Raw genomic sequence first — 21,041 nt, 5'->3', positions numbered from 1 at the left:
GTTAGTTCGGGTGTAGCCTCAGTACTTCCGGAATAAGCCTGATAACTGTGTCCTCGATACCGGCCTTTAGAAGAACTGGTATGTCCGTTGTATAGGCTGCGAGAAATTCATCTTTCCCGCCCGGAGTGAGCTTCAATCCCGCAAGATAGTGGTCGATCGCATCAGGGATCCGCCCCATGGCCAGAACTGTATGCCCAGCATTGAGCCGATCTGTGAAAGTCGAGAGAGGGTCGGACTCCAATAATGTACGGTAATAATCAGCCGCGCGTTCATACTGGCCGGTGAGGAAGAGACACCAAGCGATGGGACGGCCAGCCTTCGACGCATCGTCCACGCTGAACTCATATCGGAAGAAGCATTGGAGAGCTTCGTCGTACCGGCTGCCCTCTACGAGTGCATTCCCGCGCTGTAGGAGCAAAGTCGCTTCGTGAGGATTGCGCTCGAATAGGCGTGCATATATTTCGGCTGCTTGGGCCGGACGACGTAGCTGTCGGTAGCAGTGCGCCATGCGCTTGAGTAGCCATTCGTTCTCTGTATCGATCAGTTCGGCACGCGAATATGCAGCCAGAGCTTGGGAGAAAAGCCCCTGCTGCTGGAGGGAGAAACCGAGCTTTTGGTGCAGGGTGGTATCTGTGGCTCCCTCTTCTCCTTGGGCCAAATCTGCCAACAGCTTTGCCGCTCGATCATAATGCTTGCGGCGGAAGAGAAATTCGGCCGTATGCAAAAGTGTATCACGTTTATAGAGATAGCGATCAAGCAGAGGTAGATCCGGTGCAATGGATGAGAGGAAAATATCATCGAATTCGTTCTTCCGTTCACACACCTTATAGAATCTGTACAAATCCTGTAGATAGCCCTTGATGGCTGCATCCAATTTGCCGGTCTTGCCAGTCGGCACATCCTGCTTCATCTGCTCTTTGAGTGCATCCAGCTCACCTCCTACAGCTCCCATGGCCGAACCACGAAGAGCGGCGGGGATGCTTTCCATAGAAACGATGAAAGAATAGCGGTCGGAGTTGCAGAGTTGGGGACCTATCGTCTCCACCAGCTGCTTAAGAACAGCATTTTCTTCGAGTAGCGGGGCTATCCGACTATGGGCAGCATCAAAAGGCAGAAACCAATTATGCATCTCGCGGAAAAAGCTGCTTCCCTTCAAGTTCATAAATGAGGAGTGCATGACATCTGCTCCTTCGAGCTGCAATTCGGAGAACTCTCTGATCTTATCTCCCAGACCGCTCTTCTCCAGTTCCTCCATCCACTCCGGATTACCGGTCTCCTGTATGGACTCGGTATCACCCATGCCAAATTTGCGCAGATCGGGGGCTATCTTCTGCATATCGCTGAAAAGCTCGGTCTGCAAATGCTTGGTGATGGACTCGGTTTCGCAGGCAAATAGGAAACGAATCGAAAGCATCTCAAGGGCCGACTCCAAAGGGATTTGTTCATTGACAGCCTCCAATCGAGAGGCGATCTCATTATAATAGAGTCGAGCATGGTGGGGATACGAACGGATGGTGAGGACGACTCCAACGAGCAAGCGAGCGCGATAGTCGGCCGTGATATCGGGACGTGCCAGCTCTTCGAGCAAGAAGTAGAGCTTCTTCGAGTGCCATTGCTGTTGCAGTGCCATTGTCAAGGCCGAGACAGAGACAAGGCGAATATATTCGTCTGCATGTGAAAGGGCTGCCGTCTCTTCATCCGTAAGTGCATCGGCTGTCCACAGGCTATCGAATATGAGCCGCACCAATTCATCGAACTGCTTGCGAACGGTGCTTGCCTCTGCCTGTTCCAATAGGGTGACAAGGCTTTCGAATCCGATACTGCGACGGTAACGAAGACGATCGTAGAAAAGTCCGGTACCCTGCGCCACCACGGATTCGCGATGCACTTCGGCGGCCAGGCCCATGAGCTTGCGTTTGAGATAGAGAAGCATCTCGGCCTGCTTTTCGTCCTTGACACCTTGGGCAAAGTAGGACAAGAGCTGCCGATAGACGTTCTCCAGATCGTCAATGCGTGTGAGGAAATGCGATTGCTGCGGGGATACCGATGCACGAACGAGGCCGAATGCCTCGGTCAGCAGTCCGTCCCCGACAGCCTGATATATTTTTTGTATTTGTAATTGCTGAGTCACTGTTGTTTTGTTGGGTCTATTGTTTTTGGCTCATCCGCTATCGGACAAATGTACGAATAACTCCTATGCGACAAATTTCTCGCGCCAAAACCTCTTCCCCTCTTCGATACAACAAGCCCGCAAGTTCGTTTGTTGAACCGGCCCAACCACCTGTTCAGGCCTAAATCATCTCAAATCCTTTGATTAATGCGTTCTTCTTTAAACAAATCAAGTAGGAGTTGCTGTTTGAAGAAAATGCAAAACACAGGTAACGCTCATCTCGAATCTATTGTCGATGGTATACAGAAGCTGCGGGAGCTTGTCGATTTCGAGCATAATCCTGAGCATAATGTTCATCTAAAAACTACATCGACTATATACGCCAGCGTAATTCTCCTATGAGGATGTCTTTTCTCATACAAAAGGTTTATCTGACTAATAAACGACAAAGAAAAATTGATAGCCGATTTTTCGTTACAGCAAACAAGATAATAAGGTCACTTGGGGGCGGGATGGTCATTCTCATATTGGCATAGACAGATTATATACAACAAATATGCCCTTACACATCACATATATACTTTGTTAGAAAAAAGAAAGCCGGGCTCCAGGTATTTCCTTACAGCCCGACTCTTACTTATAGAATGGCTCAGATATCTCCACGGGTCCAAGTTTGGACACAAGCAGACAGTGATATCCAATTTTTTTTATTTCACAACAACTTTCTTAATGATCTTGCCCGTATTAGCTTCGATAGAAACTACGTAGGTACCTGCTTGAAGGTTCTTGCCGGCATGCATACGACCCTGCATATCAAATACGCGGAAAGATTGGTATTCACCTTCGATAAGAATATCGCCATTGACGGCATATACCTTCATGTTCTGATCCAAGACGTCGGAAATAGTAGACGCTACAGGGAAAGGATACTCACGACTACGATAGACCGAAGGATCTGCCGTATTCGTTTTTGCATGGTGAGCAAACACGATCACTTTCATTTTGTCCGTCTTCCAATCGTTAGGAATATCATACTCCCACTCATAGGTAGCAGCAGAAGGCTCAACCTTTTGTCCATTTGCACCACCCAGCAAGCGACGAAGCACGTGGTTGTGGATGTAGTTTGATCCGGCACCTGCTTGGTTCTGTGCTTTGATATTGTCTTCTGTGAGTGCTACGTTCAGATAGAGGTCGTTGCCACCTGTGAATTCGGATGTTGTCGGAGCATTGACTTTGATCTTGAACTTACGTGTGTCTTTATCATATGAGATTTCAGATTCGATCTCAATGCCGGAAGCCAAATGCTCTTTTGCAAAATTTATCAAATTCTTTACGTTGGCAGCAGAAACACCATGTACCACCTTTCCGTTGACCTTATTCCGATTGACCATAAAGGCCGGAGCGAAAGTTCCTTGGCCTCCTCCGATTGAATACAGAGAGAGCAACTGAGTGCTTTCCGGAACGGTCAAGAAGTCTGTATAGAAGCCTGCGTGATGAGAAACCCAACTAACCTTAACTTCCTCGATCATACTGGTGATGACGTTATTAATCGTCGTAGCTCCTCCGGGGCAATAACCACACTTCTCTGTCGTAAACTGCTCCAACATCACTTCTTTCAAGGCCGGCTGAGGCTGTGGTTCCGGTTCGGGCTCCGGTTCGGGTTCTGGCTGACCAGCCACCATGTCTTTCTGCATAGCATTGATGATGCCTTTCTTGGTGCTATTTGCAAAATGCAAAATAACTACTACATGGGAGTAATCCGTGTTATAAGGAGCGAAATTAGGAGTAAAAGCTTTGGTCATACTGAATTTACCATCTGCATCCGGAGTAACTTTTTCTCCTTGGGCCGAAGTCAGCGGCTGCAAAATGGTATGGTCATGCTTAAAGTTTTTCCAAAAAGCTTGATATTCTGCAAATAATGCAGGATCTCCACCCACTTGAGAGGGAGAGGTTACATAATTGCTCTGGCTTTTCTTTGGAATGCTATCGCGAATCAAGTATGAACTAATATAAACGTCTTGACCTGCAAGAGAAGAAGCCAATTCACCCTTGATATTCATTGTGAATTCGTCCCCATTCTTCGTCAAGGTAAAATCCACCGTACCTGGAGCTTCTTGAGCCAAACGTTCTCTAATAGCTTTCAGGAGTTTCTCATCCCCATGATTAGGATTGAATGCTACAGAGTTGAATGTGGTCGTTTTTGTCCTGTCAATTACCGCATTAGGAAATCCGGTCACACCAAAAGCATTAGCCAAGGATCCTCCATATGAACCAACAAGAGGGAACTGTTGAGTAATGAAGTCACCATCGTGGACATAGCTGATAACCACACGGGCTTGTTCCTCGGGAGAAAGCTGTTTGTAAGCTTTTTCCACAAAGAATTTGCCAAGTGGACACCAACCACACCATTCGCCGGTGAAAACCTCCATAACAGCAGTACGAGGATACGCATCGGCACGTTTGCTCTGTGCTTTCTGCGCAAATGCGCTCAGCCCCAGAAACGATAATCCTACGGCGATAAGCGCTAAACGAGAAAAGATTTTCATGTTCGTATATCTTTTATTAGTGAAACAATTTGTTTGATTTTCTCTATTTCGGGCACCAAAATACGACAGATGGATGAGATATGCAAATACTTTGCTGCCATTATCTCCCTTGGCGTTTACGTTCTGTCTCGTCGAGGATGATTTTCCGCATGCGCATGCTCTTCGGCGTCACCTCCACATACTCATCATACTTGATATACTCCAAAGCATCTTCAAGGCTGAATACCACGGGCGGAGCCAATGACACCTTATCATCGCTGCCGGAAGCACGCATATTGGTGAGTTTTTTGCTCTTGCAGACATTGACGCAGAGATCGCCCTCCTTCGTGTGCTCACCCACGACCTGACCGGCATAGACTTCCTCCTGCGGAGAAATGAAGAAGCGTCCGCGGCTTTGGAGGTTATTCAGGGCATAGGCATAGGCCGTTCCGCTTTCGAGTGCAATGATCGATCCGTTGTTACGTCGCTCGATCTCTCCTTTCCACGGTTGGAATTCCAAGAAACGGTGCGCGATTACGGCCTCTCCTGCCGATGCCGTCAGTACGGCATTATTGAGCCCGATGATCCCTCGCGAAGGGATATGGAAGTCGAGGAATACCCGATCGTTCTTGTTGTCCATCATCACCATCTCCCCCTTGCGACGGGTCACGATGTCTATGATACGGCTGGAGGACTCTTCCGGCAGATTGATCGAAAGAAGCTCTATCGGTTCGCACCGCTCGCCGTCTATCTCCTTGATGATTACCTGAGGCTGCCCCACTTGAAGTTCGTATCCCTCGCGGCGCATGGTCTCGATAAGAACGGAAAGATGCAGCACACCGCGCCCGAATACGAGCCAACTGTCGGCGTTATCGGTGGTCTCTACCCGAAGAGCCAGATTCTTGTCCAATTCTCGCATCAGACGGTCGTGAATATGCCGGCTGGTGACGTACTTGCCCTCCTTGCCGTAGAACGGTGAGTTGTTGATGGTGAAGAGCATACTCATCGTCGGCTCGTCGATCGCAATCGCTTGAAGAGCTTCGGGAGCGTTGGCATCGGCAATGGTCTCCCCGATCTCGAAACTTTCCAAACCGATGATAGCGCATATATCTCCTGCATCCACATGGTCGGCCTTGGCTCGTCCCAAGCCTTCGAAGGTATTCAGCTCCTTGATTCGCTGCTTCTGCATCGTGCCATCACGTTTGCAGAGCATGATGTCCTGCCCTTCGCGGAGTGTGCCGCGATGTACTCGTCCGACGGCAATGCGCCCTACATAGGAAGTATAGTCAAGCGATGTAATGAGCATCTGCGTAGCACCCTCCGGCTGTTCGGGAGTGGGGATGTGTCGGATGATGGCATCGAGTAGCGGAGCAATGTCCTGTGTGGGATGTTTGTAATCGGTACTCATCCAACCCTGCTTGGCCGAGCCGTATATGGTGGGGAAATCAAGCTGATCCTCCGACGCATCGAGGCTGCACATGAGGTCGAACACCATATCCTGTACTTCGCTTGGGCGACAGTTGAGTTTGTCTACTTTGTTGATGACAACAATGGGCTTGAGTCCCATTTCGATGGCTTTTTGCAGCACAAACCGAGTCTGCGGCATCGGCCCCTCGAAGGCATCCACCAGCAGGAGGCATCCATCGGCCATATTGAGTACGCGCTCCACTTCACCGCCGAAGTCGGCGTGTCCCGGGGTGTCGATGATATTGATTTTACAACCCTTATAGCGAATACTGACGTTTTTGGAAAGAATGGTGATACCGCGTTCGCGTTCCAAGTCGTTGCTATCGAGGAAAGTATCCACTTCGGCAGCCTTGTCATCCCTGAAAAGCTTGCCGGCTAAGAGCATCTTGTCCACGAGCGTAGTTTTACCATGGTCCACGTGGGCAATGATGGCAATGTTCCTGATGTCCTGCATTTTCTTTTTCTAAATAATTGGGGGCAAAGGTAGTAAAACAGGCTGTTTTTCGGAACGGATGTAAAAGCTAAGACACTATAATACCACCAATAAAAAGGAGGCTGCGTCGAAAAAGAACTCGACACAGCCTCTTCTTAATAGTAGTTGTGAATAATACGAGGGCCTCCCGATCGGGATCAGCCACGTATGCGATCCTCGAAAGCTGAGAGGGCTGCTTTCGCTCCTTCGCCCATGGCAATGACGATCTGTTTGTAGGGCACAGTAGTACAGTCACCTGCAGCATATATACCGGGCGTATTGGTGCGGCAAGAAGTATCGATGAGCACTTCGCCTCGGCTGTTTGTTTCTACCAAATCCTTCACAAGGGCTGTATTGGCGGCAAGACCGATCTGTACGAATACGCCACTGAGTGCGATTTGCTTTTCCTCACCCGTATTGCGATCGGTAAGCAGTATTCCCTCCACTTTCTGTCCGTTGCCCATGATTTCTTTGGTAGCAGTACTGAGGAGGATGTCGATATTGGCCGTTTCACGTGCTTTCTTTTGAAGCACTTCATCAGCCTTGAGTACATCCAGAAACTCCACTACGGTCACATGTTCGCATATGCCGGCCAAATCGATGGCAGCTTCCAGACCGGAGTTCCCTCCACCGACCACGGCCACGCGTTTGCCTTTGAAGAAAGGCCCATCGCAGTGAGCGCAGTAAGCTACACCATTACCCGTATATTCTTTCTCCCCGGGCACACCGAGCTTGCGCCATGAAGCACCCGTAGCCATGATAAGAGCCGGAGCCGTGAAGACTTCTCCGGAAGTCACTTCCACACGGGATATACCTTCTTCTTGTGTGATGGACGACACGGTTCGCGCCTCGAAGAGGGAGATCGTATTGGCCTTGATATGAGAATTGAGGTTAGATGCGAGTTCCGATCCTGTGGTGTAAGGCACGGAAATCAGATTCTCGATTCCTACCGTTTCGTTTACTTGTCCGCCTACCCGTTCGGCTACTATGGCTACCTTCAGCCCCTTACGAGCAGAATAGATGGCTGCAGCCGATCCGGCCGGGCCACCGCCCACGACAAGGAGGTCGAAAGGCCGTGGTCTCTTATCTCCCGACTCGGCCGTGACAGAGCCATATTTGGCTTCTATCTTGTTAAGCAGGGCGGCCATGTCGCCACGCCCCACATGGATCACTTCATCTCCGGCCATAACCGTCGGAACGGAAGCGATACCCAGCGACTCCACTTCGTCTGGGAAGAAAGAACCATCGACCATGGTATGACTGATGGCCGGATTGAGAATGGCAATCATATTGAGGGTCTGCACCACATCAGGACAATTCGTGCAGGAGAGGGAGACATAGGTTTTCAGCTCTATCGGCCCATTGATACGGCGGATTCTATCCTGTACTCCTTCATCGGGGATATTCCTTCCGATACAATCATTGTTCAGAATCGCAAGAAGCAATGAGGTAAATTCATGGCCTCCCGGAATACCACGAAAGCCGATGCCGCTATCTGCTCCGTCTACGAGCAGATCGATACGAAAACCATCTGCAGCAATGTATTCCGCACGAACGTGATCCGAAACGGATGCAAGCCCATCGAGCATTTCCTTCGCCTCGTTGTAGGAAGGATGGGACGCATGAGCGTTGAGTCGTAATGTATAGGACTTTTTCAGTTGGGCAAAATAAGAACCCACTTGGGCAAGAGTATCTTTATCAAGCATAGTCGTTAGGATAATGATTAAAAAGGGATTTTTGTCAAGAGTTCCGATTCTCTCACTGTATTCAGAGGAAGAGCATAGAGAACTCTCTCGTACCTTAAAGAAAGAGGGTGTGTTGTGATCGCCTCGTTTCGCGATTCCGACACACCCTCTCTCCTCGGTTTACTGCTTAGATCTTACCAACGAGATCAATGCTCGGCTTCAGTGTCTGCTGACCTTCACGCCACTTGGCCGGACATACCTGGCCATCGTGAGCAGCTACGTACTGTGCAGCCTTGATCTTGCGGAGGATCTCTTCTGCATCACGGCCTACGCTGTTGTCGTTCAGCTCTACGATTTTGATAATGCCTTCGGGGTTGATCACGAAAGAGCCACGGTAAGCCATGTGAACATCATCGATCAGGATACCCAGATCGCGAGTGAGTGCACCGGAGGGATCGGCCAACATGGGATACTGTACCTTCTTGATCGCAGGAGAAGCATCGGCCCATGCCTTGTGTACGAAATGGGTATCGCAGCTGCAAGAGTAAACCTCTACTCCGAGTTGCTTGAATTCTTCATATTTATTGGCCAAGTCTTCCAATTCCGTCGGACACACAAATGTAAAATCGCCGGGGTAGAAAACGACCAATGACCATTTGCCTTTCAGGTCTTCGTTGGTAATTACTTTGAATTCGCCATTGTGATAGGCATTGAGTTTGAACTCGGGGAAAACTGTGTTCAGGATAGGAGTCATAATGCTTTTGTTTTTAGTTTGTTTAGTATGAATGTTTGTTTCTGGTGCAAAGCTATGTGTACTATCCTTTGTCCGCAACAGCCTCGATATATCGGATCATTGACCACATCTATATAGGCACAGTCAAAAGCAAAAAAGTCGCCTTTTTACCGGCGACTTTTTCCGTCTGCATATGATGCCCAACGCGATAAAGAGAGGGAGCGGAGTATCACTCTCCACTGCTATCGTAATAAGGTGACAGTCAAAAAGGAGATACCTCCAAAAGGAAAAATTCTGTTTTGGGGACAATTTATACGGCTCCGCGGAAAGCGGGGATACTGATATGGTATTTCACCGAGACGAATCGCACTGCCACGACAATAAAGGCTGCTATGAACTGAATGATTTCGATCGGGAGAGTCGTGTACATGAGTCCCACATAGACCGCCCCTCCGATCAGGCATGCCATGGCATATATATCCTTGCGGAAGATAAGCGGTGTCTGATTGATCAGAATATCCCGAATCATACCACCGAACGACCCTGTGATCGTACCCATCGCAATGGCCAGCCACCACGCATATCCGCATTCGAAAGTTTTGGCCACACCCACTATGGTGAACAGGCCTATCCCGACAGTATCGAAAATGAAAACCGTATGATTCAGCCGTACTACATACTTCCGAAATACAATCGTGAAGATGAGAGCGAGCATAGAGATGAAAAGGTAAGAAGGCTGGAGCATCCAAAACGGTGGGACGTTAAGCAAAATGTCGCGCACCGTACCCCCACCGACAGCCGTAACCACACCGACCACATAGGCTCCGAACCAATCGAAGCGTAGGGCTGCGGCCAAACGAATACCACTGATGGCGAATGCAAAGGTACCGAGGTAATCGCACCATGTGATAAATTCGGTAAGCCCTTCTTCTATTCCATGCATAGTCGATCACTGATAATTGTGGAGAAAACGTAAGATCCAAGGGAAGCAGGATCAGTACTGCTCGTCCTTATTGGGGAAATCCATGCTCTTCACATCGGCGATATAATGCTTGAGTGCCCGATCTATCTCGTTGGCCAGATTGGCATAACGGCGCAGAAAACGGGGACTGAACCCCTCTGTGATACCGAGCATGTCGTGCATCACCAGCACCTGACCGTCCACACCGCCTCCGGCACCGATACCGATAACCGGAATGCTCAGCTCCGAAGCCACACGTGTAGCCAGTTCGGCCGGTATTTTTTCGAGGACGAGAGCGAAGCATCCGAGTTCTTCCAAGAGGTGAGCATCCTGAAGCAACTTCTCGGCTTCGGCCTCTTCCTTAGCGCGGACATTGTAGGTGCCAAACTTATTGATGCTCTGAGGCATCAGCCCGAGGTGCCCCATGATCGGAATACCGGCCGACAGGATTCGCACAATGGACTCGCGCACTTCTTCTCCCCCTTCGAGTTTGATACAGTCGGCATGTGTCTCTTTCATCACACGGATGGCCGAGCACAAGGCTTCTTTGGAGTTGCCCTGATAGGATCCGAAAGGAAGATCTACGACCACAAGAGCACGCTTGACGGCTTTGACCACAGATTTGCCGTGGTAGATCATCTGATCGAGAGTGATAGGTAGGGTGGTGACATTGCCGGCCATAACGTTCGAAGCCGAATCACCTACAAGAATGACATCCATACCGGCCTCATCGACCAGCTTAGCCATAGAGTAGTCATAGGCTGTGAGCATGGAGATTTTCTCCCCACGGCTCTTCATCTCGATGAGGCGATGTGTAGTTACCTTACGAGTATCTTCCGGTTGGTACGTGGACATGAAAGCAGTTTTTATAATAGTGAATAGGATCGGTGGTCACTGTACAGATTTGTGTACGGGCACTGACATTATTATTCCCATTCGATCGTGCTGGGGGGTTTGGAGGAGATGTCGTAGACTACGCGGTTTACGCCACGCACTTTGTTGATTATTTCGTTCGACACCTTGGCCAGAAAATCATACGGCAAATGCACCCAATCGGCACTCATGGCATCCGTAGAAGTCACGGCACGCAGTGCCACGGTGTATTCGTAGGTACGCTCGTCGCCCATTACGCCCACGGATCGTATCGGTAGCAGGATAGCTCCGGCCTGCCATACCTGATCATACAGCCCCCACTCGTGCATAAGGCTCATATAGATGTCATCGGCGTTCTGCAAGATGGCGGCTTTCTCTTCCGTGATCTCTCCGAGAATACGGATGCCAAGACCGGGACCGGGGAAAGGATGGCGATGGATCAGGTGCGGCATCATGCCAAGCTCGAGACCCACGCGACGCACTTCGTCCTTGAAGAGGGTACGGAGCGGTTCCACGAGGCGGAGATTCATCCGCTCGGGCAGTCCTCCCACATTGTGGTGGCTCTTGATCACCATACCGGTGATACTCAGACTTTCAATGACATCGGGATAGATCGTGCCCTGAGCAAGCCATTTAATATCTTTCAGCTTTCGGGCTTCTTCGTCGAACACTTCGATGAAGGCACGACCGATAATCTTCCGTTTTTGCTCGGGATCGGTAACGCCTTTAAGGGCTGCGAAGAATTTTTCTTTTGCATTCACCCCGATTACATTGAGACCCAAGTGCTCGTAGTCCTGAAGTACGCGCTCGAATTCGCCCTTACGCAGCAAGCCGTGATCGACGAATATGCAAGTCAGGTTGCGGCCGATGGCTTTGTTCAGAAGCACTGCCACCACCGAACTGTCCACGCCTCCGGAGAGTGCCAGGATCACCTTGTCATCACCTAAGCGTTCGCGAAGGTCCTGCACAGTCGCCTCGATGAAAGAAGCCGGAGTCCAGTCGCGCTTCACGCCGCATATATCGAGGAAGTTGCCAAGCAGTTTGGTACCTTCCTCCGAGTGGTAGATCTCGGGGTGGAACTGTACGCCCCACGTTTTCTCCCCTCGGATGCGGAATGCAGCATTAGGCACATCCTCTGTACCTGCTATGACCTCGAATCCTTCAGGCAATGACGTAATCGTATCGCCGTGGGACATCCACACCGTAGTGCCGGATTGCAGGCCAGTCAGCAGTGCATCATCAGGCTGCCGGAGGGTCAGATGTGTTCGCCCGTATTCGCGACTATCGCACGGCTCTACTTTGCCACCGGCTTGATGGACAAGGCTCTGTGCTCCGTAGCAGATACCCAAGAGAGGCAATTTGCCTCGCAATTCGCTCAGTTCGACACGGAAGGCTTTGCTGTCATACACGGAATAAGGACTCCCCGACAGGATGATGCCTCGCACTCCTGAGAGGTCTTCCGGCAGTTTGTTGTAGGGATAAACCTCGCAGTAGGTGTTCAGCTCGCGAATTCGTCTGGCGATGAGCTGTGTAGTTTGAGAACCGAAGTCCAGAATAATGAGCTTTTCCAACATGGAGAAAACAGTCTTTATAATTGCATTGCAGCGCAAAGGTATATGAAACACCTTAAACCCGCCAACGACTGCTTCGAATAATTCTCATAAGACAGGCCGAAACGAGACAGATCACCCCCTCTTCGAGAAGGAGCAAACCGATCCGATCCACTCCCCTATATATTATAGGTATATGACCGAGGACTGCAACTTCATCTCCTCAATCCTCCTGACAGAAGGTTTCTGTCCAAGATTTTTTGTCTAAAAGGGAGCCTTGGGACTTTCATTGGCGAATAGAGATAGGAAACGAGACCGAAGTAAAACTTCGATTCGCCCCGTTTACGTTCGTAAAATTTTTTGTTTCATGCTCCTAAAAACGTGGCGTGAGAATTTTTTCATTTTGGCGCGGGAACAAAAAAATTCTCGAACCGCAAGGAAATAATCTACGCGCCACTTTTTAGAAATTCTCGCGCCGCAATTACAACGATCGCGGTTCGCAAAATCCGACGCACGATTCATCGGCATACACGAGTATGCCTCCCCTCCTGCTTATATCGGAAGTATGAATGTCCGACATGAATGATCGAACTCATTTTTGACTCGGCCTAACTCAAGGCAGCCGCATCGAATCTTGAGCAGCTTTTTGAGATAGTCTATGCTCAGAGCAGCTTTGAATAATCTATTTCGTAAGAATAGCCTGTCTTTGTATTCCGATACAATGGCTAAAACAAACTTTCTCAGTTATTTAGGTCGGTTACTGAATAATCCTTCCATGCTCGACAAGCATCTTCCCTAAAAGTTACATCGAGATGCCAATGCAAGTGATTCTCAGACCTTTACTATAAATTTCAAGACAAGCATAGAGAGATTCAGACTCGATGCGTTGTAGAACCCTCTCGGAGGTGTCTACACTCAGACAGGCTTTAGGGAATTCAACTACAGGACGAAGCGAAGCTCCTCACTCCAAACAAGGCTCATGAATAGACTCATAGTCCTCTCCTCCAAACAGATAACTAGCTCAAGCAATCACCAATATATCGCTTAACTTATGCTTACAACGACCCACGACGCGAAAATCTTTTACTTCAGAAAAATAATCTTTCACATGCATAACCTCAATGATACTCCCATTTTGATGCGGTTGCCTTGTCAGAAAAGTTGCTTTATATAGAAACTTTTGTTACCTTAGCAACATGAAAAGGAAGATAAAGGTCTATAAGGAATACTTTTTTGACTTCATTGAAAAGTTGAATGATGGTGAACGAAGAAAGGTGGACTACGGACTACAGCTACTAAAAACGCAGGAGCATATTTCCTCGAAATTCGTGAAATTCATTCGTGATGGTTTGTTCGAGTTGCGAACAGAATGCAATGGAAATATCTATCGTGTGTTCTTTATCTTTGACGAGGGGCAAGTTGTTGTTTTGTTCAATGGGTTCCAGAAAAAAACGCAGAAGACCCCGAACAATGAAATAGAAAAGGCTTTAAGAATAAAGGAGGAATACTATGCAGAAAAATAATCATCTTACGGATTACGATGAGGTGCTGGATGCTCGCTACGGCAAAGAGGGTAGTCCGGAACGGCAAGCATTTGAGGAGGAAGCCAAAGCGTTCTATGCCGCCCAACTACTCTTGCGAGCACGCAAAGAAGCTAAGGTTACTCAAAGTGAACTTGCCAAGCGAGTCGGTACTTCAAAGTCCTATATCTCAAAGATTGAAAACGGAGTGATAGAGCCCGGTGTTGGGCTGTTCTTCCGACTAATCACAGCCCTTGACTTACGCATTGATATCAGCAATCCGATAGGTATCTAACCGATGGTGAGTCGATGGCAGTAAGTTTGTAAGGCTGATGCATATAACAACGAAGAGAGGGGCTGTGTCAAAATTCGATTTTGGTGCAGCCCTTTTTGTTGTTGTGGATTGCCGACAGTGGTAGTAAAGTTCTTTTTTTATCTTCAAGGGATTATGGAATCTGCAGAATCTACACCTTGGCCAGCTGCTTGCCAAGTAAAATAATATCCCTACCTTTGCCGTCCGGAAATCTCTATCCAATTATAAACGAACGGTTACCAACGCAGAGTGCGTCAATAACGAACGAAAACAAGAACAAAACTAAATAGACAGCAATGAAAAAAGGTATTCATCCCGAAAATTATCGTCCGGTAGTGTTTAAGGATATGTCCAACGAAGACATCTTTATCACACGCTCTACGATGGAGGCAAAGGAGACGATCGAGATCGACGGCGTTACTTACCCCTTGATCAAAGTGGAAATCTCCAATACGTCGCATCCGTTCTTCACAGGCAAGGCCAAACTTGTCGATACGGCTGGTCGTGTGGATAAGTTCATGAGCCGTTACGGCGACCGCAACAAGAAGAAGTAAGTATTTCTTTCGCCTTTTTTGAATACTCATTCGCATCGAAAGCTCTACAGAGCCTCAAGGATGCGGAGAGGATTAGTTTGACACCCGCTCAAAGCTATTTTGCTGAGCGGGTGTTGCGCTTTCTGCTTGCAGCCCAATAAACCTGACGCCCTTACCGACGTCTATCTAAGCATAAACAACAAAACACATTAGTCAAACTTTAAGAGAACATTGTATGAACAAAGTGTGGAAATACGTGACGGGAGCCTTTGGCGTAGCAGCCGTCAGCGCAGTGGCATCGGTGGCAACAGTGGCAGCTTTGGGACATTACCGAGGCGAATCTTTCATAACCGATGGTACGGAAAACGAATTCGGATTCAAGCAGACATCTTACACAATGACATCCGGAGCCTCCGCCGCTCTGCCCAATTTGGTCGAAGCTGCAGAAGCATCGGTACACGCCGTAGTACACATCAAAGTGGAGTCCGAGCAGCGAATGGACTCACAGCAGTACTTCGATCCGTTCGAATTCTTCTTCGGAGGCGAATCCAGGAACTTCCAACGTCCCCAAACACGGCAGATAGTAGGCTACGGTTCGGGGGTAATCATCAGTACAGACGGATATATCATCACGAATAATCATGTGGTAAAGGGAGCGAAAGAAATGACGGTAACGCTCAATGACAATCGCACCTTCAAGGCCAAACTGATCGGGAGCGATGCCACGACCGACATAGCCTTGCTGAAAGTAGATGCCAAGGGACTGCCGACGATGCCTTTCGGCGATTCGGACAAGCTCCGCGTCGGGGAATGGGTATTGGCAGTGGGCAACCCCTTTAATCTCACCTCTACGGTAACAGCCGGTATCGTCAGCGCGAAGGGGCGTTCCACACAGCAAGCAGCCAGAGGTGGTTCGCTCCAGATCGAATCCTTTATCCAGACCGATGCTGCCGTCAATTCGGGCAATAGCGGTGGAGCTTTAGTAAACGATCGCGGTGAGTTGATCGGCATCAATACGATGATCTACAGCCAGACGGGCAACTATGCCGGTTATTCATTTGCCGTACCCATTTCCATAGCGGCAAAAGTGGTAGCGGACATCAAGCAGTATGGCACCGTACAGCGTGCAGTGCTGGGTATTGCCGGTGGAGATATATCGGACGAAGCCGTCAAAAAATACGATCTGAAGGTACGCGAGGGTGCTCTTGTGGCAGACTTTGCCGAGGTCAGCGCAGCCGTTTCTGCCGGTATGCAGAAAGGCGATGTGATCACTGCCGTAGAAGGCAAACAGATAAAGAGCTTCCCACAACTGCAAGAGGCCATCAGCCGCTACAGACCGGGGGACAAGGTAAGGCTGACCGTCAACCGCAAGGGGACGACCAAAGAGCTGACCGTGACCCTGAAGAACAATGAAGGAAGCACCTCAGTGATCACCGGCGAATCCTCAGAAAGCATACTCGGAGCATCGTTCAAAGATCTGAGTACTGAACAAATGCGGTCCTATGGTGTTTCTTATGGTGTAGAGGTAGCCTCTGTAAGCTCAGGAAAATTCAAGGAAGCAGGTATCAAGAAAGGATTCATCGTTCTTTCGATCAACCGCCAACCAGTAAGCTCAGGCTCGGATGTCAGCGAGATTGTCCGTGAGGCAAGACAAAACCGATCAGGTCGCTTGATTATCGTACGCGGGTTCTATCCGGACGGCAACATACGGACCTTCGAAGTAGAACTATAAGGACAGGGAATACAAGACCTTGATGTAAGTCGCGCGCACCCGACTGGGATTATTCCCGCTGCAGTCGCTCTTCTCTCTACCTTCTTCTCATACCCAGAGGAAAGATCGAGAGAGGAGCGATTGTATTTTTCCGATTACTAAGGATATTTACTACTTTTGCAGTTCAATTTAATAGTGTAAGGAGCAAGAATGAGGCAACTTAAAATTTCCAAGTCGATCACAAACCGTGAAAGCGCGTCTCTGGACAAGTATCTGCAAGAGATCGGTCGCGAGGACTTGATTTCGGTCGAAGAAGAAGTGGAGTTGGCGCAAGCCATCAAACGTGGCGATCGCAAAGCCCTTGAAAAGCTTACTCGTGCCAATCTTCGTTTCGTAGTATCCGTAGCCAAACAATACCAGAATCAGGGACTTAGCTTGCCGGACTTGATCAATGAAGGTAACCTTGGATTGATCAAGGCAGCAGAGAAATTCGACGAAACGCGCGGTTTTAAGTTTATCTCATATGCCGTATGGTGGATTCGTCAGTCCATCCTGCAAGCATTGGCCGAACAGTCCCGTATCGTCCGCCTGCCCCTGAATCAGGTGGGTACGCTTAACAAGATCATCAAGGCTCAGCAGAAATTCGAGCAGGAGAACGAGCGTCGTCCCTCATCGGCAGAGCTGGCCAAGGAGTTGGACATCGCGGAAGACAAAATCGCCGATACGATGAAGGTATCCGGACGACATATCTCCGTAGATGCTCCTTTCGTGGAGGGCGAAGACAACAGCTTGTTGGATGTACTCGTCAATGAGGACACCCCTAATACGGACAAGTCGCTGATCAATGAATCGTTGGCCGTTGAGATCGAAAGGGCTTTGTCCACACTGACGGAGCGTGAAGCAGAGATCGTGAAGCTGTTCTTCGGCATTGCCGGCTGTCAAGAGATGACACTGGAGGAAATCGGCGACAAGTTCGGTCTCACTCGCGAACGTGTCCGCCAGATAAAAGAGAAGGCTATTCGCCGTTTGCGACAGAGCAACAAGTGTAAGAATCTGAAGGGTTATCTCGGCTAACGCCCAATAACTACAAAATATTCGGGTTGCGTATTTGCACGAATGTGCGTACCTTCGCGGCCGAAATTATCGAATAATTCACTTAAAGGTTTAACAATGAACAACTACGAAACCGTTTTCATTTTGACTCCCGTTTTGTCTGATGCTCAGATGAAGGAAGCGGTAGACAAGTTCACCGGTCTCCTCAAACAGGAAGGAGCTGTGATCGTGAACGAAGAAAACTGGGGCTTGCGCAAGCTCGCCTATCCGATCCAAAAGAAATCGACCGGCTTCTATCAGCTCGTCGAGTTTCAAGCCAATCCCGATGTAATCGCCAAGTTGGAGACGAACTTCCGTCGTGACGAACGCGTGATCCGCTTCTTGACTTTCCGTCAGGATAAGTTCGCAGCAGAGTATGCAGCAAAGAGAAGAAGTCTGAAAGCAAAAACAGAAGAAGTAAAGGAGGCGTAAATCATGGCAGCTAACAATCAAGGAGAAATTCGTTACCTGACTCCGTTGTCGGTAGACACAAAGAAGAAGAAATACTGTCGGTTCAAAAAGAGCGGTATCCGCTATATCGACTATAAGGATCCCGAATTCCTGAAAAAGTTCTTGAACGAGCAAGGCAAGATCCTGCCGCGTCGCATCACCGGTACTTCGTTGAAATTCCAACGTCGTGTCGCTCAGGCTGTGAAGCGTGCTCGCCACTTGGCACTGTTGCCCTACGTAACCGATATGATGAAATAATAAAACAAGACGAGGAGACAGAATATGCAAGTTATTTTGAAAGAAGATGTAGTCAACCTTGGCTACAAAGACGATATCGTGACAGTCAAGGACGGTTACGGTCGCAACTTTCTAATCCCGCAGGGCAAAGCAGTGATCGCATCGGAATCAGCCAAGAAAGTATTGGCTGAAAACCTGAGACAACGCGCTCACAAAATCGCTCAGATCAAGAAAGAAGCTGAAGAAAAAGCTGCATCGATGCAGGGCATCAGCCTGACGATCAAAGCCAAGACAAGCAGTACGGGTACGATCTTCGGATCTGTAACGAATATCCAGATCGCTGAAGAACTGGCGAAAAAAGGTGTGGAAGTGGATCGTAAGATCATCGTCCTCAAGCCTGCCGTCAAGGAAGTAGGCAACTATACGGCCATAGTACGTCTGCACAAGGAAGTTACGGTGGAAATACCCTTCGAAGTGGTTTCTGAAAATGAAACTATCGTAGAAGCAAAGCCCCAAGAAACGCCCGCTCCCGTAGCGGAAGCACCGGCTACCGAGGCAGAACAAGCAGAAGCTGCAGCTGAATAAGCTCGCTGTGATCGTTCCTTTTGAGCCTGCCCGCCGTCGCTTGGACGGACATGGATAAGGAATAACAGCATTGTCGGCATTCAGAATAAAACGATATGAGAGGGTGGACCAAAACGCATAGTTTTGGCTCACCCTCTTCGGTTGTCTGGAACAATCGACAAATACAATCTCCGAAACAGAAGAAAAGAAGTACGAAGACGTTCCTCCCTGCTCATAGCTCAAGCACCTTTTTCTTACTTTTGTAGGAACTAACAAGGAAGCTCAACCCGCCAAGATGAAAAAACTACCGGTGAAGAGGCTCTACCTTTTCATGCTACAGACTTTTCTGCCACTCCTGCTGATGACTTTTGCCATCTGTTGGTTTGTGGTTTTGATGCAGTTTCTGTGGAAATATGTGGACGACATGGTCGGCAAAGGACTGAGTGCCATCATCTTGTCCAAGATGCTTTTCTATGCAGCCATGACCTTGGTTCCCATGGCACTCCCACTGGGTGTCCTATTGGCCTCATTGATGACCTTCGGTAATTTGGGCGAACGCTTGGAATTGCTCGCCATGAAGTCGGCCGGAGTACCGCTCTACCGCATCATGAAACCTCTTTTCTTCTCTGTGGTAGCCATTGCTTGCGGGCTTTTCATCTTTCAGAACGATCTGATGATCCAGTCCCAAGTGAAATTCTATACGATCCTATTCTCTGCGAGAAGAGCGACTCCGGAACTGGAAATTCCCGAAGGTTCTTTTTACAATGGTATTCGTGGTTACAATCTCTTTGTAGCCAAGAAAGATCGTCGCACGGGAATGCTCCATGACATGATGATCTATGACCACTCTCAAGGGTTTGCCGATGCCCGCATTATCGTGGCCGACAGCGGTAAGCTGAAGATGGATGAGGGCAAAACATTCCTTACCCTCATGCTCCACTCCGGCGAAACGTTCCAAAATCTCCGCTCGCAACAGACGGAAAGCAATGCCCCCACGCCGTACATGCGCGAACGCTTCCGTACAAAAGAGATCGTCATCCCCTTCGATGCCAACTTCAGTCTGATGGACGAAGGAGCTATGCGTGGAGAATATGTGGGCAAAAACCTGATCCAGTTGCAACGATTCATAGACACCGTTACTCTCCGTGTCGATAGTGCTTCGTTCCGAAATGCGAACAATCTATACATCCAAACCTACAATGCCCGCTATGCGACATCGCCACTTTCTCCGCTCGATACATCGGCAACTTCGATTGCCTACAAGACTAAAATAGAGCAGGCAGCCAAAGCAATCCCGACAACGCTGGACAGCATAGAGAGCAGATCGACCCTTTCGCAGCGTTTGGAAGCCCGATCCGTAATGATCAACCGATTCGACACCTACATCGGCGAATGCATGATCATGAAAGAATCCACCGCATTCGAAAGGGATAGACGCATCTCTCATATGAGGGAGTGGCATACGAAGTTTACCTATCCGGTGGCCTGCCTGATCTTTTTCTTTATCGGCGCACCGCTGGGTGCTATCATACGGAAAGGAGGACTCGGCACACCTATTGTCGCATCGGTGCTTTTCTTTGTTCTCTATTATATGGTGGATACCTTTGGAGTTAAGATGGCCAAGACCGAAGAGTGGCCTGTCTGGTTGGGGATGTGGCTGAGCACTTTTGTACTGGTGCCATTCGGTTTCTTCCTGACTTATAAAGCTACCCGGGACTCCTCTACGCTGAATGTGGACACATACGTAAACTGGATTAAACGTGTTTTCAGGCCTCAACGTCTGCGTCTGCTGGAGAGGAAAGAGCTTGTAGTGGAGGAGGCAAACTACGAATACGCATTGACCGAAATAGCCGAGGTCCGCTCCGATGCACAACGGCTGCTCGCCTCTCGGATCATGAGCCGTCCCCTCCCCCTCATCTGGCTGTTTGGCAGTGATCTATCCTTACAAAAGGAACTCAGTGCTCGCGTAGATGATATGGTAGAATACCTCCATAATACTACCGACAATCTCATTTTTGCCAAGCTGATGGATGTACCTCCGCTGCCCACTACCCTTTCGCACTGGTTGCCCAAGGACAAGCGGCACGGCATCGCTTTGGGACTGCTCTTGCCAACCTCCCTCCCGATGTTGATCTATCTGGGAAGTCGGCGCAAACTATTGAAAGAAGAACTGCATACGTTGATCAAGACGTGTGACGAATTGGAAGAAATAATCAACAAGAAAAATACAAACCAAATCATATAA

Annotated in this window: 18 protein-coding genes and 1 pseudogene; 9 read left to right on the top strand and 10 right to left on the bottom strand. The window is 48.9% G+C overall.

All coding sequences use genetic code 11. From position 1 onward, the window contains the following. Nucleotide 1: 1 nt before the first annotated feature. The 10 genes and pseudogenes from HQ50_RS06915 to HQ50_RS10775 form a co-directional block, all read right to left on the bottom strand. Nucleotides 2–2,131 (bottom strand): lipopolysaccharide assembly protein LapB, encoded by a 2,130-nt coding sequence (locus HQ50_RS06915; protein ID WP_039429274.1) that lies wholly within the window; start codon nucleotides 2,129–2,131, stop codon nucleotides 2–4. A 686-nt stretch (nucleotides 2,132–2,817) separates the two neighbouring features. Next, the gene (locus tag HQ50_RS06910; RefSeq protein ID WP_039429273.1) at nucleotides 2,818–4,656 is read right to left on the bottom strand and encodes an Omp28-related outer membrane protein; all 1,839 of its coding nucleotides are present in this window, start codon (nucleotides 4,654–4,656) and stop codon (nucleotides 2,818–2,820) included. Between the two features lie 100 nt (nucleotides 4,657–4,756). Continuing rightward, nucleotides 4,757–6,556, bottom strand: coding sequence for a translational GTPase TypA (typA, locus tag HQ50_RS06905; protein ID WP_039429272.1), 1,800 nt, complete (start codon nucleotides 6,554–6,556; stop codon nucleotides 4,757–4,759). 176 nt (nucleotides 6,557–6,732) lie between these two features. Further along, on the bottom strand, nucleotides 6,733–8,280 hold the full coding sequence (gene ahpF, locus HQ50_RS06900) for an alkyl hydroperoxide reductase subunit F (protein ID WP_039429271.1): 1,548 nt from the start codon (nucleotides 8,278–8,280) through the stop codon (nucleotides 6,733–6,735). Between the two features lie 166 nt (nucleotides 8,281–8,446). Beyond that, nucleotides 8,447–9,013 carry an alkyl hydroperoxide reductase subunit C gene (gene ahpC, locus HQ50_RS06895; protein ID WP_004585168.1) on the bottom strand — a complete coding sequence of 189 codons (567 nt, stop codon included), beginning with the start codon at nucleotides 9,011–9,013 and terminating at the stop codon, nucleotides 8,447–8,449. A gap of 289 nt (nucleotides 9,014–9,302) precedes the next feature. Continuing rightward, a complete protein-coding gene (locus HQ50_RS06890; RefSeq protein ID WP_039426016.1) occupies nucleotides 9,303–9,935 on the bottom strand; it encodes a trimeric intracellular cation channel family protein in 633 nt (210 codons plus the stop codon). A gap of 51 nt (nucleotides 9,936–9,986) precedes the next feature. Continuing rightward, a complete protein-coding gene (gene panB, locus HQ50_RS06885) occupies nucleotides 9,987–10,808 on the bottom strand; it encodes a 3-methyl-2-oxobutanoate hydroxymethyltransferase (RefSeq protein WP_004585127.1) in 822 nt (273 codons plus the stop codon). A 71-nt stretch (nucleotides 10,809–10,879) separates the two neighbouring features. Further along, nucleotides 10,880–12,400, bottom strand: a complete 1,521-nt coding sequence (gene guaA, locus HQ50_RS06880) for a glutamine-hydrolyzing GMP synthase (RefSeq protein WP_039429270.1) — start codon at nucleotides 12,398–12,400, stop codon at nucleotides 10,880–10,882. 318 nt (nucleotides 12,401–12,718) lie between these two features. Next, complete coding sequence (locus HQ50_RS12165; protein WP_235317953.1) at nucleotides 12,719–12,778, bottom strand: hypothetical protein; 60 nt, start codon at nucleotides 12,776–12,778, stop codon at nucleotides 12,719–12,721. 228 nt (nucleotides 12,779–13,006) lie between these two features. Continuing rightward, a pseudogene (locus HQ50_RS10775) lies at nucleotides 13,007–13,490 on the bottom strand (transposase family protein); the annotation flags it as partial. Between the two features lie 82 nt (nucleotides 13,491–13,572). On the opposite strand from HQ50_RS10775, the gene HQ50_RS06875 reads away from it, so the two are divergent. The 9 genes from HQ50_RS06875 to HQ50_RS06835 all read left to right on the top strand — a co-directional run bounded on the left by HQ50_RS06875 (nucleotide 13,573) and on the right by HQ50_RS06835 (nucleotide 21,041). After that, on the top strand, nucleotides 13,573–13,899 hold the full coding sequence (locus tag HQ50_RS06875; protein ID WP_039429269.1) for a type II toxin-antitoxin system RelE/ParE family toxin: 327 nt from the start codon (nucleotides 13,573–13,575) through the stop codon (nucleotides 13,897–13,899). Continuing rightward, nucleotides 13,886–14,191 carry a helix-turn-helix domain-containing protein gene (locus HQ50_RS06870; protein WP_039429268.1) on the top strand — a complete coding sequence of 102 codons (306 nt, stop codon included), beginning with the start codon at nucleotides 13,886–13,888 and terminating at the stop codon, nucleotides 14,189–14,191. The genes HQ50_RS06875 and HQ50_RS06870 overlap by 14 nt, the downstream gene beginning before the upstream one ends. 314 nt (nucleotides 14,192–14,505) lie before the next feature. Continuing rightward, nucleotides 14,506–14,763, top strand: a complete 258-nt coding sequence (locus tag HQ50_RS06865; RefSeq protein ID WP_004585129.1) for a type B 50S ribosomal protein L31 — start codon at nucleotides 14,506–14,508, stop codon at nucleotides 14,761–14,763. A gap of 214 nt (nucleotides 14,764–14,977) precedes the next feature. Then, entirely contained in the window at nucleotides 14,978–16,474 is a 1,497-nt protein-coding gene (locus HQ50_RS06860) for a DegQ family serine endoprotease (RefSeq protein WP_039421517.1), read from the top strand. Nucleotides 16,475–16,663: 189 nt separating this feature from the next. Continuing rightward, on the top strand, nucleotides 16,664–17,527 hold the full coding sequence (locus HQ50_RS06855; protein ID WP_004585131.1) for an RNA polymerase sigma factor RpoD/SigA: 864 nt from the start codon (nucleotides 16,664–16,666) through the stop codon (nucleotides 17,525–17,527). Nucleotides 17,528–17,623: 96 nt separating this feature from the next. Then, nucleotides 17,624–17,977 carry a 30S ribosomal protein S6 gene (gene rpsF, locus HQ50_RS06850; protein ID WP_004585132.1) on the top strand — a complete coding sequence of 118 codons (354 nt, stop codon included), beginning with the start codon at nucleotides 17,624–17,626 and terminating at the stop codon, nucleotides 17,975–17,977. Nucleotides 17,978–17,980: 3 nt separating this feature from the next. After that, nucleotides 17,981–18,253 (top strand): 30S ribosomal protein S18, encoded by a 273-nt coding sequence (gene rpsR, locus HQ50_RS06845; RefSeq protein ID WP_004585133.1) that lies wholly within the window; start codon nucleotides 17,981–17,983, stop codon nucleotides 18,251–18,253. A gap of 24 nt (nucleotides 18,254–18,277) precedes the next feature. After that, entirely contained in the window at nucleotides 18,278–18,817 is a 540-nt protein-coding gene (gene rplI, locus HQ50_RS06840; RefSeq protein WP_039429267.1) for a 50S ribosomal protein L9, read from the top strand. Nucleotides 18,818–19,091: 274 nt separating this feature from the next. Continuing rightward, nucleotides 19,092–21,041 (top strand): LptF/LptG family permease, encoded by a 1,950-nt coding sequence (locus tag HQ50_RS06835; protein ID WP_052074910.1) that lies wholly within the window; start codon nucleotides 19,092–19,094, stop codon nucleotides 21,039–21,041.

The sequence above is a fragment of the Porphyromonas sp. COT-052 OH4946 genome (genome assembly GCF_000765965.1).
Classification (GTDB): domain Bacteria; phylum Bacteroidota; class Bacteroidia; order Bacteroidales; family Porphyromonadaceae; genus Porphyromonas; species Porphyromonas gulae.
Note: the sequence above shows the minus strand (reverse complement) of the source record. Positions and strands in the feature narration are given on the sequence as shown.